The 17,099-nt window shown below is 68.0% G+C and carries 7 protein-coding genes; 6 read left to right on the forward strand and 1 reads right to left on the reverse strand.

What is annotated here, in order from left to right; all coding sequences use genetic code 11:
* Positions 1 to 880 (forward strand): DEAD/DEAH box helicase (locus ACI1US_RS07585; protein ID WP_461639467.1); only part of this gene is annotated, 880 nt, incomplete at its 5' end.
* 15 nt (positions 881 to 895) lie between these two features.
* Here the strand turns inward: ACI1US_RS07585 and ACI1US_RS07590 are convergent.
* Positions 896 to 1,951 (reverse strand): alcohol dehydrogenase catalytic domain-containing protein, encoded by a 1,056-nt coding sequence (locus tag ACI1US_RS07590; protein ID WP_461639469.1) that lies wholly within the window; start codon positions 1,949 to 1,951, stop codon positions 896 to 898.
* 413 nt (positions 1,952 to 2,364) lie between these two features.
* Between ACI1US_RS07590 and ACI1US_RS07595 the strand changes: the two genes are divergently transcribed.
* The 5 genes from ACI1US_RS07595 to secA2 all read left to right on the forward strand — a co-directional run bounded on the left by ACI1US_RS07595 (position 2,365) and on the right by secA2 (position 17,082).
* Positions 2,365 to 2,703: a hypothetical protein gene (locus ACI1US_RS07595; protein WP_461639471.1), complete on the forward strand. Its 339-nt coding sequence runs from the start codon at positions 2,365 to 2,367 to the stop codon at positions 2,701 to 2,703.
* A gap of 81 nt (positions 2,704 to 2,784) precedes the next feature.
* Positions 2,785 to 9,789 carry a DUF5979 domain-containing protein gene (locus ACI1US_RS07600; protein ID WP_461639473.1) on the forward strand — a complete coding sequence of 2,335 codons (7,005 nt, stop codon included), beginning with the start codon at positions 2,785 to 2,787 and terminating at the stop codon, positions 9,787 to 9,789.
* Between the two features lie 427 nt (positions 9,790 to 10,216).
* Positions 10,217 to 11,704 carry a hypothetical protein gene (locus ACI1US_RS07605; RefSeq protein WP_461639475.1) on the forward strand — a complete coding sequence of 496 codons (1,488 nt, stop codon included), beginning with the start codon at positions 10,217 to 10,219 and terminating at the stop codon, positions 11,702 to 11,704.
* A gap of 92 nt (positions 11,705 to 11,796) precedes the next feature.
* A complete protein-coding gene (locus ACI1US_RS07610; RefSeq protein ID WP_461639477.1) occupies positions 11,797 to 14,748 on the forward strand; it encodes a LuxR C-terminal-related transcriptional regulator in 2,952 nt (983 codons plus the stop codon).
* 75 nt (positions 14,749 to 14,823) lie between these two features.
* Positions 14,824 to 17,082, forward strand: a complete 2,259-nt coding sequence (gene secA2, locus ACI1US_RS07615; RefSeq protein ID WP_461639479.1) for an accessory Sec system translocase SecA2 — start codon at positions 14,824 to 14,826, stop codon at positions 17,080 to 17,082.
* Positions 17,083 to 17,099: the final 17 nt, after the last annotated feature.

A 17,099-nucleotide genomic window follows, 5' to 3' on the forward strand; every position in this document is an offset into this window, starting at 1 on the left:
GGCATCGCTCGGCAAGGGGGCGGGCAGCGGGCCGGAGACTCAGGCCGCGCTTCGCGGCCGCCGCACCGAACGGCTGCGGCAGCGGCTGCGGCCGTTTCTGCTGCGGCGCACCAAGGACCTGGTTGCCGCCGAACTCCCGGAGAAGCAGGAGCAGGTGCTCGAGATCGAGCTCGATCCCGCGCACCGTGAGCTCTACGACGTGTTCCTGCAGCGTGAGCGCCGCAAGCTCTTCGGGCTCATCCGCGACCCCGATTTCGACAGGGTGCTCGACCGCAAACGCTTCACGGTGTTCCGGTCGCTGACGCTGCTGCGAATGCTCGCGCTCGACGCCTCGCTCATCGACCCCCAGTACGAGGGCCTGCCCTCAGCGAAGCTCGACGCGCTCACCGAGCACGCGACTGCGCTCTCGGGCGAGGGGCGCCGAACGCTGGTGTTTAGCCAGTTCACGTCGTTTCTCGACCGGGCGCGCGCACGCCTCGAGGCGGCGGGCGTGCGAACGGTCACGCTCGACGGGTCGACCCGCAACCGCGACGCCGTTATCGCCCAGTTTCGGCGCGGTGACGCGGATGTGTTTCTCATCAGCCTGAAGGCCGGCGGGATCGGGCTCAACCTCACCGAGGCCGACACCGTGATCCTGCTCGACCCCTGGTGGAACCCGGCGAGTGAAGCACAGGCGATCGACCGCACCCATCGGATCGGACAGGACAGGCATGTCCACGTGATTCGGATGATCGCAGCGGGCACCATCGAAGAGAAGGTGCTTGAGCTGCAGCGGCGCAAGCAGGCGCTGTTCGCCGCCGTGATCGACGACGAACAGCTGTTCGCGCAGTCGATCACGGCGGCGGATATTCGAGAACTCCTCGGCGACGACGGCGCGTGAGGGGCTCGGGGCTTCCTACATCTTGATCACGGCGCGGCCGCGGAGCCTGCCCGCCTCGAGGTCTGCATACGCCTCGGGAATCTGGTCAAAGTTGTAGCTGTCAATTTCGTTTCGCACGGCACCCGACTCTGCGAGCCTGATGACGTCGTGCGCATCGGCGATCGTGCTGCCCTGGAAGGTGAAGACCTCACCATCGCGGGGGAGTCCGCCGAACCAGGGGGCATCGAGCTTGCCGCCGCCCGCGCCGACGAGGCCGTATGAGCCGCCGGGAGCGAGGGCAGCGATGCCTGCCGCAATTGTCGCATCGAAGCCCGCGAAGTCGAGCACGACGGTGGCACCGTGTGGGCCGGTGAGCTCGGCGAGCGCCGCAACGGTGTGCTCGTTGACACCCTCGATGGCGTGGTGCGCTCCGTGCTCCTTCGCGATCCCGAGCCGGTCCGCGTTCATGTCCACGGCGATCACGGTCGCCCCTGACAGTGCGCGCACGAATTGGATCGCGAACGCACCGAGGCCGCCGGCCCCAATGATGACGGCGGTGGATCCTGCGCCAAGCTTCGGGAGCACCCGCTTCACAGCGTGAATCGCAGTTGCGCCGGCATCGGTGAGCGGCCCGACGGTTGCCGGGTCGAGCGTGGTGAGCGGGATGATGCCGCGCTCGGACTCGACGAGCACGTGGCTTGCGAGGCCGCCATCGCGGCCGTAGCCGCGCCCGACCGCGCCGAAGACGCAGTTGTTATCTGCGCCGCGTAGGCAGAAGTCGCAGGCGCCGCAGGAGCTGGGGGATACGAGCGCGACGGAATCGCCCACCTCGAGCGAGGTCACGCCGTCACCCAGAGCGGCTACGGTGCCGCCGGTTTCGTGTCCGAGGGTGAACGGCATCTGCCAGCCCATGGCTTCGCCGTATTGCTGCGGCATTTGCTGCATGCTGATGTCTGAGTGGCAGAGGCTCGCGCCGGCGACGCGGACGAGGATCTCGCCCGGGCCCGGCGAGGGCAGCTCGGCGTCCATGAAGCGGGCGGGCTCGCCCCACCCGGGAACGCGAAACGCTCTCATTGTGTTCGTTATGGTCACTCTCTGATTCCTTTCTCTGCGACTTGTGTTAATCATATCAAGTCCTCCTGAGATCTCTTGGAGAGTGCGGACTCCCGCCGAAGACCCGAAGGCTCGATGGCGCCTCCCGGTGTCAAGCGCAGGAAGCTAGTGGAAATATCATGGAGTCGTGGTAGGAAATCCACAAGAGGATCATCGATATTTCCGGGTTGAGTTCCCCTGAAACCGCGGCGAAGCGGGTCCAGAGGCTATGCGCTGCCTGAGCACACACCTGTACGCCGCTTGAGAGCTGCTTATGGGGGAAAGCGCTCTGCGGCTTACGTCACCCCCACAATTAGGGGTGCGCTGAGTGAAATCTTGGAATATGCTGAGCACAAAGTGCACCGTGGCCACCTCGTGGCCCGTGGTGCATCTCTTTGGGGATAGGAACAAGTGTGCGCGGTTTTCGCAGGGTACAGAAGTCAGGCAAACGCGGTATTGCGTGGACACTGGGGGCGGCGCTCGCCCTCGGCATGGCCATCACCACTCCGCAGATAGCGGTAGCCGCAGATGACACCGCGCTACTCGAGATCACCAAGTCAGCTTCGAAAGAATCGCTGAAGCCTGGCGAGACGATGGAATACCGCATCGAGGTGGGCTGCTCGTCGATCGCCGATCTCGGTTGTCGCGGCGCGAGCCTGTCCGACCTCATTCCTGCGGAGTTCGAGATCATTCCCGGCAGCGTCTCCGTGTCGAATGCGCAGTCGAACCCGCCCGTGGTCGAGGGCAACTAGGTCACGGTCGAGTTCACCGACCCCCTCGGTGACGGCACCGTCGGCCTGCTCGAGAACGCCGACGCGGTCATCACGATCCAGGTGAAGCTCCGCGACCTCCCCTACGAAGCAAACGGCAAGCCGATCGTGAACACCGCGTCGGTCGACGCGGAGAACGCCGCGGAAACCTCCGACGATGTGACAGTCACGCCTATCATCCCCAAGGACCTCGACACGGAGGTCAAAAAGCGGTACACACCGACCTCCGCTCAGGCAGAAGCGGGCACGCCCGTGACCCTGGAGGTCACCGCAGAGAACAAGTCGAACGCGGGCGTCGAGACGCTCACGATTACGGACCCCACCGATCCGACTGCCTCGCCTAACCCGTTTGACCTGCTTAAGATCGTCGAGTTCGGACCCCTGACCTTCCCCGAGGGTGCGAAAGACCCTGCGACGGTCGAGTACTTCATCGACGGCGCGTGGGTGCCCGTGAAGCTCTCCGCGAGTGACCCTCCACACGCACCTCCCGGCGATGCGAAGGGCGTGCGCGTCACGTTCACCGCACTAGAAGGCTCGAAGATCCCCACCAATGCCGGGGGCGGGTTCGACCTGAACCTCGAACAGCGCGAGGGCGTTGAGGACCTCAAAGAAAAGACCGTCGTCAAGAACACCGTCGAGAGCGAAGTTGCGCTCGAGGGAGACACCGCGAAAGCGGGCGCCGAGGCCGACTACACGATCCTCACGGAGGCGCTCTCCGTCGAAGCCAAGAAATCATTCTCCCCGACTGAACTCATCGAGGGCCAGCAGACCGAGGTCACCATTGCGGGCACCAACACGAGCGCGGTAAATCTTGACACGTTCTCGATTCGTGAGCCGGCCGAGGGCAGCTTTGCCCCCGAGCTCGACTTCAAGGAGTTCACCTCGAAGGTGCAGTTCCCGAAGACCGCCCAGAGCGGCCAGATCACCGTTGTCTACCTTGACAAGACCGGCGCTGAGCAGACATTCACCGCAGACCTCACAGACGAGGACGACTTCCCCGCGCTCCCCGCAGACTTTGGATCCCTCAAGCACTTCCAGCTCGACTTCACCGGCCCAGTAGAGCCCGGCAGCTCGAGCGAGATCAAGTTCACCGCCGAGGCGAACGAGAAGTCTGACCCTTCGAAGACTGTCACCAACGTTGTCGGCGTCGAAGGAGCTGCAGGCTCGAAGAGCGCGGATGACACCGCAAAAGACAAGGTCACCTTCAGCGAGAAGAAGCTGGAGATCGTCACCGAGAAGAAGCTTTCGCCCGGCGAAATCTGGGGCTACCCGGGTGAGGGCGTGCTCGTGCAGCTGCCGACCACCGTCGTGAAGCCCGGCTCGAATGTGCCCGCGAACGAGATCATCGTGAGCGATCCGGCGCTGAACCTAAATGGTGAGCCGGAGGCGTCAGACTTCTGGGACAACTTCACCCCCGAGGCGATCACCAACACCGACGTTCCTGCCGGTGCAACACTGACAGTGCGCTACTGGGACACCGAGACGAAGCAGTGGGAGACAATCCCTGGGTTCGACGCCCTCACTGGCACCGTCACCAAGGACATCCCCGAAGACATCCGCAAGAAGATGGGCGGCATCCAGTTCCACTTCACGAACCCGGACCCGGGCTTCGAGCCGCACGAGCCGGGCGAGTTCAACGTCAACCCGAGCTTCACGGCGACGCTTGACAAGAAGTACGAGGGCGACAAGCCGCTCGTGATGGCGAACTGTGCATCGTCTGAGGCATCGGCAGAGTCCGCGGGTGACCCCATTGAGGATGCCACCGACGCCCCCGCGTGCGACGACATCGTCGTCAATGCGCCGATCCCCGGCGAGTATGACCTCTTCGACAAGAACTGGGTCGACGCGGGCAACCCGGCGCAGATCGTCCAGCGCTCCGGCGACCACGCCACGACGCGCCTCCACTGGTCCACCGAGAACCTCACCTTCACGAAGATGACGCTCGGCGATACCCACCTCGGTGAGGGCAAGAACGCCGGCCCTGCCGAAACTGATGTGGCAAAAACCAGCTTCGAAGCTTTCAATCTCTTCAAGGTGAAAGCCGTCACCAAGGACACGGGCTTCACCAAGGGCTGGGACATGATCACCGCAATCGATCTGTGGATCGACGGCGATTGGGTTCCCGCAGCGAACGCCACGGGACTTCCGTACACGAAGTCGATGAGCGACATCGAGCTCACCGCAGACGAGCAGATCGCGGCGACCGCCGTGCGCATTGTGTTCAAAGAAAACACTGATGGCCGCACCTCGGCCGACGCTCCCGCTCCCGGCTCCGGCCTCACGAAGTCGATGGGCCGCGACCGCAAGGTCGATCTCGAGTGGGAACTGCGCGACGTGCGCCGCAGCAACCCGGATTCGGCTGTGATCGCCAGCGAAGTGTTCAACGACCAAGGTGAAAAGCAGGGAGTCGTCAATAACTCGGGCAGCGCCACCGGCGAGCAGCCGGGCAACAGCGTCGAATACGACAGGGACGACGACGACATCACCATCGTGCCGCGCCCGCTCGCGGTCACGGTCTCGAAGGGCTGGTCTGGCGGTGCGCTGGGCGTCCCCGCGCTCGACGTGCCCGCATCGTCGTACCCGACGAGCCGCGTCACCATCAGTGCGAAGAACACCTCGCAGCAGAAGGTGGATCAGCTCACGATCGTCGATCCCGGTGAGGGCAAGGCGAGCCCGTTCGAGATCTTCACGCTGCGGAGCATCGTAAAGGCACCCCACCCCGTTCAGGGCGGCGACGCCGACAAGACGCTTGTTGTGCTGACGAAGAGCGACGGCAGCATCATCGATCCGACGGGCAAGGGCGGCGCAACGCCTGGCCAGGCCATCGCGATGACCCCCGCCGAGCTCGCCGACGTTGTGAAGATCGAGCTGCGCCACGAGGGCCGGATCGTCTCCGGCGCAACCGCAACCCTGCAGCTTGACCTGCAACTTCGGAAGACGCACCGCAGCGATCCTGCGAAGCTCGTGACAGTCGTGGATACGCCGGTGAAGAACGGCACTACCGCAAGCGTCACCGACCTGCTCGGCCTCGAGCAAGAGCATTCGGTTGATTCGTCCGATGACGCGCAGATCAAGCTCGACACCTTCGAGCTTGGGGTGCTCGCAACGAAGAAGTTCACCCCGGACACTCAGGTCGCTGAGCTCCTGCCAGGGGAGGAAGGCTACGCGGAGGAACACTGGGACGCAATCAGCATGCAGCTGACCGGGCGTCCAACAGGAACGGCCCGAGCCGACAAGCTCGTCGTCACCGACTCCGGCGCGAACCGTCCGACAGGCACGGGCTACGCCGAGAGCTTCTGGAATGCGTACCGCTTCGAGGGCTTTACGGGAGACACGCTTGCCGTTCCGAACCCGATCAACCGCGTACAGGTTGAGCTGCTATTCGGCGACTACACCTTCGACGCAGCCTCGAACACGCTCGACTTTGTCGCCGACACTACGGCGGGTGTCGAAGGCTGGAAGGCCGGCACCGCTGCGCCCGTCGCCGTTACCGGCGGCAAGGTGGAAGACGCGGCTGCGACTCTCCTCGCCGATGTTGCTCCCCAGGACTTCGACAAGGTGCGTGGCATCCGCTTCACCTACACCGCAGTTGACAAGGGCGGCGAGTCCATCGCCTTCGAGAACCCTGCGAACCCGCACGCGAAGATCGACCTGAAGATGAAGCGCCGCGCGTTCCTGGTTGCACCTGCTGACACTCCCGTGCCGTACTCGCAGCTGCCTGTGGCTCCGGGGGAGCCTGCTGAGGGCCACGGCGGCGTGTTTACGAACACCGTAGATGCCAACGTCGAGAGCTTCATGAAGTTCCCGGTTGAAGGCTCAGACGAGCTGCTTCCGCTCGTCGCGTCTGACGACGCGACCGCGCAGGTCTACTACCTTGATGCGGGCATTGAGGTTGCGGTCGAGAAGACCCCGCTCGGTGCACAAGCTCCGGGCTCGGTGATCCCCTTCAAGCTGAAGACCACGAACACCTCGGTGCGCGTTGAGGACGACTCGACGAACAGTGCGAATGCCATCGGCCAACCCATCATCGTTGACAAGCTCCCGCTCGATGCCAATGGCAGGCCGCAGCTCGTGTTCGATCCAGACATGGACGAATCGAAGCGATTCTCGTACGAACTCGAGAACCGCATGGCACCCGCGACATCGGTCATGCCGACGAACCCCGCAGGCGTCACCGTCAGCTACCTCGATGCCGACGGCAACGCGCTGGCTGACGGCGCTGAGCCGGCACTCATCAAGTTCGAGTTTGCTGCGGGAACGAACCTATACCCCGGCGAGGTTTACACCATCACCGCGAACATGATGTTCCGCCCCGGCGTTGCCGCGGGCCCCGCGAATAGTCTCACCAACCAGTTCGGTGTGTCCTCGGGGCTCGGCGAAGATTTCGCGGGCTGTAATTTCGACATCAACCTCGACCCGAAGGTCTCAGAGTGCAGCACGACGACCGAGGTTTACCCGACCGAGGCGGGCGCGCTGCGCGGCAAGAAGTACGTCCGCGCGAACGACAATGAACTCGGCATCGCAGACGTTCCGAACCCGAACGCTGGCCGTCCGCACGTGCCGCACTTTGGTGATGCAGACACCGGCTACTACGTCGGCAACTCCGTGCCGATCACGAAGCCGCTCGGCGTCGAGACCTGGCGCGAAGAGTTGCAGAACACCGGCACCATCGTGATGGATAAGGTCGTTACGATCGACTCCCTCCCGAAGGTCGACGATCAGGGCGCGCTCGTGCTCCTGCCGCGTGGATCCGAGTGGCGGCCGACGTGGAACGGCAACGTCAACGTCGTCACGCACACCGCGCCCGACGGCGCCAAGTACCGCGATGACGTGTTGCCGACGGCGTACTACTCGACGTCTGAGGATGCCGCGTGTGTCGCCGACCTCAAGCCGAGCGAGAAGCCGCAGTGCGCTGACGATTACTGGAAGCTGCTGCCCGCGGATCTCAAGGCCCCCGGGTTCAACGCCGACGAGGTTCGCCACGTGAAGATGGTCTTCGAGTTCCCCCAGGGCGAAGAGCTGAAGCCCGGTGAGCGCCTCGCGTACACCTTCGAGACCCGCACGCCCGCCGAGGCACCGAAGATGACCGCTGACACGGTCGCCTGGAACTCGGTTGCTGTGGGCGCGCAGACGGTTTCGACGAACGAAGCCGGAGAGGAGACTCGCGCAAGCGTGCTCCCGACCGAGGGGCTGCGCGTGGGTGTCGCGCTCGCAACCGGCCCGCTCGCCGTCGAGAAGCTGGTCGAGGGTGCTGGTGCGTCGCACGCTCCCAAGGAGTTCAAGGTGCAGGTGCAGTGCACCGTGCCCGACCGCGAAGGCTCGGAGACTGGCGGCCACAAGATGCAGCCAGTCACCGTCACAGTGAAGTCAGGGCAGCCGGTCACGCTCGAGCAGCAGTTCCCCTGGGGAGCCAAGTGCACGATTGTCGAGGAGGCCGGCGTGAACGGCGAGACCTCGTCGGTTGTCGGTGACCCAGTCACCGTTGGTCGCGACACCGAGCCGGTACCCGTGGCGCAGCTGACCAACGTCTACGAGCTGGGCTCGTTCACCGTTGCCAAGCAGGTTGACGGCGCGACGAACCAGAATGGTGATCCGATTGACTACGGGAAGTTCCCCGTGTCGGCCGAGTGCAGCTTCCTCGGCAAGGACCTCCCGCTCGACCCGGCACGCGTTGAGCTCACCGTGGACGGAAAGGCCTGGCTCGTAAACGAGCTCCCGGTCGGCGCGAAGTGCACGATCACCGAGGAAGACGCGAAGGGCGGCGAGGGGAGCCTCACCGGCCCCGGCGTTACCGAGAACGGCGACGGTTCGTGGACCTTCGAGGTGACGAAGAACGAGGAATCGGTACCGGCGAACCAGCTGGAGCTCGTGCTCACCAACACGATGCCGCTCGCCGAAATCGCGATCGAGAAGCAGATCGAGGGTGCTGGCGCTGCTGCTGTCTCTGACAGCACAGTGTTCACCTTCGACGTGCTCTGCACCTTCGAGGGCGTGAACGTGTACGAGACGCAGCTGCAGCTCACCAAGGCGCAGGCGCTCGCGGGCGATCAGCTCAAGATCGACACGCTGCCGCTTGGCGCTGAGTGTGGCGTGACCGAGACCGGCGCTGGCGGCGCGACCGCCACCGAAATGCTCGACGCGAACGGCGAGGCCATCACCGGCCCGATCGCGGCTGGCCCGGCGGGCGAGCCCGTGCTCTTCACCGCGGTGAACACCTTCGATGCGGGCAGCCTGCACGTGCAGAAGGAGATCACTGGTGCCGGTGCCGAGCTGTGGAGCAAGGGATCGTTCGAGGTCAGCCTCGCGTGTAGCGTTGGCGGATCCGGCGAGCAGCCCGGCTCCGAGGTGGCGGTTCCCGGCGGTGCGGCGCGTGCGCTGAACGCTGAGAACGGCTTCGAGGCGAGCTACAACGATCTCCCAGTGGGCGCAGAGTGTGAGCTCACCGAGACGCTCACCGGCGGCGCGACCTCGAGCCAGGTCGTAGACGCCGAGGGCGCTCCCGTGACCGGCCCGATCGTGGTCGGCTCTGGCGACTCCTACGAGCTCCGGGTGATCAACACCTTCGAGGTCGGTGCAATCGACGTGAAGAAGGAACTCACTGGCGCGGGCGCAAGCCTCGCTGGCGACAAGGTCTTCACGGTGGCGCTCGCGTGCTCGGTCGAGCGCGACGGCAAGGTCTCGGCTATCGAGATCCCCGGCGGCGATACCCGCGAGCTCTCGAAGCAGACCGGCCTTACCGCGACCTACGAGCAGCTGCCCGTGAACGCCGAGTGCGAGCTCACCGAGACCGGCACCGGCGGCGGCAAGACCGTCTCCATCACCCCGAACACGGGCGATGCGACGGTGGGCGCCGTGACCGTAGCGGCCGGGGCACCCGCCCTGCTCACCGTGGTGAACGAGTTCTCGGCACCCCCGGTCACGCCGGTTCCGCCGGTGACGGGTACACCGGCAATCTCGGAGACCGGCGGCGGCCTGCCCACGGGCCTGATCATCGGCGGCGTCGCGCTACTCCTGTTGGGTACGCTGCTCGTCGTGCTCCGCGTGCGACGCGGCAAGGGAACCGAGTAGGTGATCCGCGAGGCACGTTGCTGACTCGCTGAGCCACGACACCGCCGGGCGGTGCTCCCCACGGAGCGCAGCCCGGCGGTGTCGCGCTAGGCGCACGCGCGGGTTGCAGTTGTTGCCCAGCGCTCCGTGGTCGGCAGTCCCGATGTGCCGGGCAATCATGGGGTGTCGGTGTCGGTGTCGGTGTCGGTGTCGGTCGTGGCGGGAGGGAGCTCGCAGCTTGGGGACAGCTTGCCGCGGCGCACGGGGGCGATCGTCATGACCCTGCGCGGCCGATACCGGGTGTACCTGATTCGGCTCAGCCCCATACGCGAAGCCCGTGTGGGGGCCTGAAACTCCGCCATACTCGCTCACAGTGATGTTGGAAAGTCGCGCCATTCGGCCGCGCACCGCATCAAGCTACCGGTCAGTTTGAGTGAGAGGTCACACCATGTCGGAAGATCCCAGAGCGGCGCAGCGCGCCGCGAGGCCGCGCGTGCAGCGGGGCAAGATTCGCAGGAGCGCGCTTACGGTGATTGGCGCGGCTGCGCTCGTGCTCGGGGCTGCCGTGCCCGCGAGCGCGAGCACCATCCCCCCGGGGGCCGAAACTCCGAGTGGCCTCCCCGGGGCGCTTGCGGGGCTCGAGATGCTCGACACCGAGGCGGGTGCAGCCGCAGGGCTCGCAGCGAGCATCGAGGCCAACGGTGTGCCGAGCACGGTCGAGGCCGGAACCCCGTTCCCGGTCGAAATCGTCGTCTCGGCTACGCTGCTCGGCGCAGACGCCCCGACCGGCGGCATCGCGCTCATTGCCGCGAGACCGGGCAAGCAGATCTGGGAGGACTACGAGCTGCTCGGCACCTTGGACCTCACCGACGGGGCCGCGGAGATCGTGGTGCGGCCCTTCGGCCAGGGATCCCGTGAGCTCTTTGTCGTCTATGGGGGCGACGCGCTCTACGAGCCGGCGATAGAACCGCTGGAACCGTTCGCCGTCACCCCGGTGAACACGGCAGTGTCGGTCGACATCGATTCGAACTCCCCGGCCTACGGCGGCGGCACCCTCGGCGTCTGGGTCACGGTGGAGAGTATGTGCGAGAGCCAGACGGACGACGCAGACGTGCGCGACCTCTGCGAGTCCACGCACGGTGCCCCTCACGGTGAGGTCACGCTCAAGCGTGACGGCGTCGTCGTCGGCACCGCGGCGATGCCTGGCACCGATCGCCTGGGCGTGCCCGACTGGCTGGACCTTGAGGACGACCTGAGTGCGCCAGAGACGAGCGGCATCGTACGCTTCGATGTGCCGACGCCCAATCGCGCGCTCGGCTCGCCCGACCGCTACACGTTCACGGCTGAATTCACCTCGCCCACGTGGTTCGGGGCCGCGGCGAGCGCCGAGGTGCCCGTCGAGGCGCGCGCCGCCGAGACGAGTGTCGAGCTCGTGCTCGGTGACCTTGAGTCGCCGGTGAAGACGCTGAAGCTTCGCGAAACCGTCGACCTCACCGCGTATGTCGGCGTCGAGCCCTACTGGGCGGGGGCCGCCGACGGCGTGGTCAATCTGTGGCTCAACGGCGAGATCCTGGTCGAGGGGCTCACCCTCGCGGCCGACGGGCCGATGGCGAACGCCACGCTGAGTTTCGACGAGCCGGGCAGCTACACGCTTGTCGCCGAGTTCGTGTCGCACTCGCTGAACCACACCGGCTCGAAGAGCGCTGCGTACGCCTTCACGGTCGCCGCCGAGACCCCGGACGGGGGTAAGAGCGACGGCTCGCGCGGCGGGAGGGGCTCCGATGCGCCCGCCACCCCGGTCGCGCGGCAGACCGAACTCGCACGCACAGGCGGTGAGCCAGCGGGGCAGGTCGCGCTCGGTGCTGGGGCGCTCCTCCTGGCAGCTGCCGGGGCCGCGCTGCTGCTCGGGCGCCGTCGCGGAGCCGGTGCCGAGTAACGCACTGCTCTGGCGCACTGCTCTGCCGCACTACGCGGCGCGCGTGTTCGCCGCGTAGTGCCAACGCAACACCCGCTCACTAGACTGAGCGGGTGTTGCGTGCTCTCCCGATTCCGCAGATGCTCCCCGCGCGAGCGGGGCTCGTCGGCGACGCCGTGCGCGCGCTCGACGCCGCCGCGCCGCTGTTTCTCACGGGCGACCGGGGGAGCGGAGTGACTACCTTCGGCACGCGGCTGCTCGGGCTCAGGCGGGATCAGGGGCGCACGATCCACCGCCTGACCGGATCGCCTGCGCTGCAGCGCGTCCCCTTCGCCGCACTTGCCGCGTTTGCCGCGCAGGTGCCGGGGCTGCGCGGCGTCGCGCTGTCCCCGGCTGCGCTCATGGGGCGCGTCGCGGAGCTCGCGTCCGCCGCCCCGCGCACGCTGTTCCTCGATCGGGCGGAGCACCTCGACGCCGCGAGTGCTGCCGCGATTGTGCAGCTCTGTGAGCTCGAACTGTGCGAGGTGATCGTTGGTTTCTCAGACCATGGCGCGCTGCCGGAGGACCTGCAGCGCCTGAGCTTCGAGCACGGCGCGGTGACGGTGCGGCTCGCCGCGCTCACGCTCGCCGACACGCTCGTGCTGCTCGAGGATCTCTGCGGCACGCCATTCGAGATGAGTTCTGCGCAGCGCCTCACCGAGCTCGCGGGCGGCAACCCGCTGCTCGTGCGGGAACTCGCGCTGGAGGCGCACGCGGACGACGCAATCGAACGGCATCGCGGCTACCTCTCGGTGGCGTCGGCATGGAAGGCACAGAGCCACCGGGTGTCGCAGCTGCTCGCGCGCCGCCTCGAGGCGCAGCCGGCGGGGCTGCGCGAGGCGGTCGAGCTCACCGCGGTGCTCGGCGAGCTGCCGCGCGAGATTGCCGCACACATCCTGAGCGTCGAACAGGTTGAGGGCGCGCTCGCCGAGCGGCTGCTGAGCTCGGTGCGGCACGACGGCGCGGGCCCCGGCACCCTGGTGCTCGGAGCAGGCCTCGCGCCTGAGACGGTGGTCTCGATGCTCGGAAAGCCGGCTCTGGCAGCGGCGATCGGCACGCTGCGCGAGCGGGTGCCGGCAGAGCTACTCACCCCGAACATGCGCGTGCAGCTCGCGACGCACAGCCGGAACGTGGGCATCGCCCTTCCGCTTGCTCAGCTCGTCGCTGACGCCCACGCGGCGGCACTCCTGCGCCAGTTCGACGCGGTCATCGCGCTCACGGCCGGGCTGAACGACCCGGCGGCGCTCGTCGATCCGGCCGCGGCCGCGGTGCTGAGGATGTATCGCTCCGAGGCGTTCCTGGAAACGGGTTCTCCGAAGGCCGCGCTGCGGGTGCTTGAGCCGCTGCTCGCGGCGGGCGATCGCGACGCCCTGCTCTTCGCATCGTTCATCGAGTTCTCGGGGCTCGGGCGGCCCGATCTCATGCAGCGCAGGCTCGGCGATGCCGAAGCGCTGGCAAGGTCCGAAGCGGTGCCGGAGTACTCGGCCCTCCGCACGATCCTCAGCGCCCGCGCCGGCGAACACGTCACGCTCGCGACGCTGCGGCAACACGCCTCCGACGAGCGGCTCACGCACAGCCTGCGTCTGAGTGTTTCTGCCCAGCTCGTCGCCGAACGCAGTTACCTCGGTGCGCCGGCCGACGGCATCGCCGAGTATCGCCGGCTGCGGGCCGGTGCGTTGTGGCGCGAGTCGCCGCCGAGTCAGCGCGGTGAGCTGCTGCACACGCTGCTCATTGCGATCCTCAGCGACGGCGACGCTGAGGAGGCGTACCTCCCGCTCTTCGCGGGCATCGATTGGGATCAGCTCGCGCTCGACCACACCACCTATCTCGCCGCGACGAGCATGCAGCGGATCGAGCGCGGCGAGGCGGCTGCGGCAGCCGAGCTGCTCGCGCAGTCCGCCGCGCTCGTGTCGCAGCGTGACCCGCACCTGCTCGCGGGCTTCGTCGGCGCGCTCGACGCGGTGGCCGCGGTGATGCTCGGCGACCTCCCACGCGCCCGCGCTGGCTACGATCAGTTCCTCGCGGGGAGTGTCACGAGCGGCCAGGTCGCGCGGCGCGAGGCGCGGCGACTGGGCCTCGCCGCGCTGCAGGCACTCGAGGGCGACGACGCGGCGGGTGCCGAGCTCGCGCGGCTGCTCGCCGAGGCGGACGCGCGCGGACACAGGCTCACCCGGATGCGGCTGCTGCACGAGGCCTGGCGGCTCCGACTCGTGGTTGCCGCGGGCGCGGGTACCGCTGGCGTGGGCACCGCTGGAGTTGGCTCCGCTGGAGTTGGCTCCGCTGGAGTCGGCACGGCCGGCGCGCGCGCTTCGGGCACGGAGGCCCCGGCGACGCCCTGCGCCGCGGCCGAGGCCCGCCTCGCGGACGAGCTCAGCCTCGCCGCGGCAGGCGTGCAGGGGCCGTTCGCCGCGACGCTCAGGAGGTACGGTGCCGCCTTCGGCGCGGGACGGTTCGGCCTGGGCGGGGGCGAGCGCACTCCAAGTTGTGGCGTTGCCGGGGAGCAGGCTCCTGGTGAACACGTAGGCGAGGACACTAGGGCAGGCATCGCGGAGGGCACCCCCGACGAGGCCGCCGGCGAGGCCGCCGGGGAACAGCCGCGAAGGTCGGTCGGCCCACCCGGGCAGCCGCTCAGCCCTGAGGCTCAGCACTCCGCGCTCGACGCCATCATCGCGGAGCACGTCGCGGCCGGGCGGCTGCTCTACGCGGCCGAGGCCGCGGCCCGGGGGGCCGAGCACGCGAAGGCGCGCGGTGAGCGTGGGCGCGCCGCTGCACTGCTCGAGCGCTGCGCGGCGGTGGCGGCTCCGCTTGTCGGCGTCCACACGCCGTCGCTCAGGCGCGTGCCCATTGACGCGTCGCAGCTCAGTGAGCGCGAGTACGAGGTCTGCCTCCGCGCGGCTGCCGGTCGCACGAACGCGGAGATCGCTGACGAGCTCTTCGTCTCGCAGCGCACGGTCGAGGGGCACCTGCAGCGCGCCTACGGCAAGCTCGGCGTGGCCGACCGGCGGATGCTCCTGCCGCCACGCTGAGGGGTCGCGCGCTGTTCATGAGGGGTCGCGCGCCGTTCAGGGTCCGCTCCCACGCCCCGCGGCTATAGTGCCGGAATGCCCGCTCCCGACCTGAACCACTTGCTCGCCCGGAACCTCCCGCCATGGCTGCTGCGATTCGCGGGGGTGCCGGGAAACGCGTCCTTCGCGCGCGCTGAGCGTGAGGCGGGCGATACTCTCGCCCGTGTCGCCGCGGTCTGTGCGCGGACCCTCGGGGTGACGCCGACCCCGCCGCAGCTCACTGCGGCAGCGGCCCTGCGCGCCGGCTACGGGGTCGAAATGCACACGGGCGAGGGCAAGACGCTCGCGGGCGCGCTTGCCGCGGCCTGCCACGCCTTCGAGGGCAGGCGCGTGCACGTGCTCACGGCGAACGACTACCTCGCGCGTCGCGACGCGGCGTGGATGGGGCCGCTGTTCGCAGAGCTCGGGATCACCGTCAGCTCGATCGGGCAGCGCTCCGGCACGCAGGACCGGCGGCGCGCCTACACCGCGCAGGTGCTCTACGCCTCTGTGAGTGAGGTCGGCTACGACGTGCTGCGCGACGGAATCGCATGGACGGATGCCGAGCGCGTGCACCCCCACTTCGACGTCGCGATCGTCGACGAGGCCGACGCCGTGATGATCGACGAGGCGGTGTCGCCCCTCGTGCTCGCGGGCGACAGCGCCGCAAGGCCGCAGGACTTTGCGCGCGAGGTCGCGGTGGTGCAGACGCTGCTGCCAGGGGAGGACTACGAGGTGGACGAGCAGGGATCCACCGCGGTGCTCACCGAGCGTGGGGTCGCCCGCGTCGAGCGCGCCCTCGGAATCGCGAATCTCTTCGACGGTGCCGGCGATAGCGGCGAGTCACTTTCGCGCGTGAACGTCGCGCTCATGGCGATGGCGATCGCCACGCGCGACGTCGACTATGTGGTGCAGGATGGCGCGGTGCGGCTGGTGAGCGCGAGCCGGGGGCGGATCGCGCGCGGCCAGCGCTGGCCCGACGGCCTGCACGCCGCGGTCGAGGCAAAGGAGGGGATCCCTGCGTCGCTGCCGGGCGTGATTCTCGATAGCGTGACGATCCAGGAGCTGCTCGGCCGCTACCGCAGCCTCGCCGGGATGAGCGGCACGCTGCTCGCCGTCGCTGAGGATCTCGCCGAGTTCTACCGGCTCCGCAGCGGGAGCGTGGAGCGTGACGTGCCGAGCGTGCGCGTTGACGAGCCCGCCGCGCTCTTCCGCACGCGCGAGGCGAAGCACCAAGCGATTGCCGAGGAGGTCGTATTGCGCGGGGCGACGGGGCAGCCGGTGCTCATCGGCACGCAGTCCGTCGAGGAGTCTGAAGCGCTCGCTCAGCTGCTCGCCGAGCGCGGCGTCGACGCACGCGTGCTCAACGCCCGCAACGACGAGGCCGAGGCCGATGTGGTAGCCGCGGCGGGCGACCTGGGTGCGGTCACGATCTCCACGCAGATCTCCGGTCGTGGCACCGACATTCGCCTCGGCGGCGCGGCCGAGGAGCGCCGCGAGGAGGTGCTTGCCGCCGGTGGGCTGCGGGTGATCGCGGCGGGATATTACCCGTCGCGCAGACTCGACGCGCAGCTCAGAGGGCGGGCCGGGCGGCGAGGGGATCCCGGCTCCACCAGGGTGTTTGCCTCCCTCGAGGACGAGCTCGTGCGGTTGAACGCCCCCGACTTCCTCCTCGCGCGGCTGGCGCGGCGATCGCGGCGTGCGGGAGAAGCCGCGCGAGCGGATCGGGACCTCGGCGAGATCGTGCGGGCCTCCCAGCTGATTGCGGAGGCTCTCCGGCTCGCCCAGCATCGCACCACCTGGGGCTACAGCCTCGCGATCTCGAAGCAGCGCGCGAAGGTGCTGCGGCACCGCGCCGAGATCCTCGGCAGCGATAGGGCGCTGCGGGAGGTCGGCGAGGAGGATCCACCGCTGCGCGAACTGCTTGAGACGCGAGCCGGGCGGCCGGCCGCGGAACAGGCGTGCCGCGACACGGCGCTGTGGTGCCTCGACGAAGCATGGAGCGAGCACCTCGGGCTGCTCAGCGAGCTGCGCGACGGCATCCACCTGCGCGCGCTCGGAGGCGAGCAGCCGGTCGAGGCGTTCCACAGCGAGGCGCTGCGGGCATTCGACGGCTTCTTTGCGCAGCTGTACGCGCGGGTGGCCGCCGAGCTTGCCGCGCTCGACCCGACGGATCTTGCCGCAGCGGCCGCCGCGGTGGTGCGCAGACCGTCGTCGACCTGGACCTACATGATCGTCGACAACCCGCTGGGCAGCAACGCCGACCGCGCGGCGCGTGGGCTCAAGCGGGTGCTTCGGGGGAGCAGGCTAGTTTGACACCTCGGCAAACCGGC

Source organism: Leucobacter sp. BZR 635, assembly GCF_048061935.2.
Classification (GTDB): domain Bacteria; phylum Actinomycetota; class Actinomycetes; order Actinomycetales; family Microbacteriaceae; genus Leucobacter.

Coding starts and splice junctions, on each gene's coding strand:
- secA2 (WP_461639479.1), top strand. CDS start 14,824: ATGCCCGCTCCCGACCTGAACCACTTGCTCGCCCGGAACCTCCCGCCA.
- ACI1US_RS07605 (WP_461639475.1), top strand. CDS start 10,217: ATGTCGGAAGATCCCAGAGCGGCGCAGCGCGCCGCGAGGCCGCGCGTG.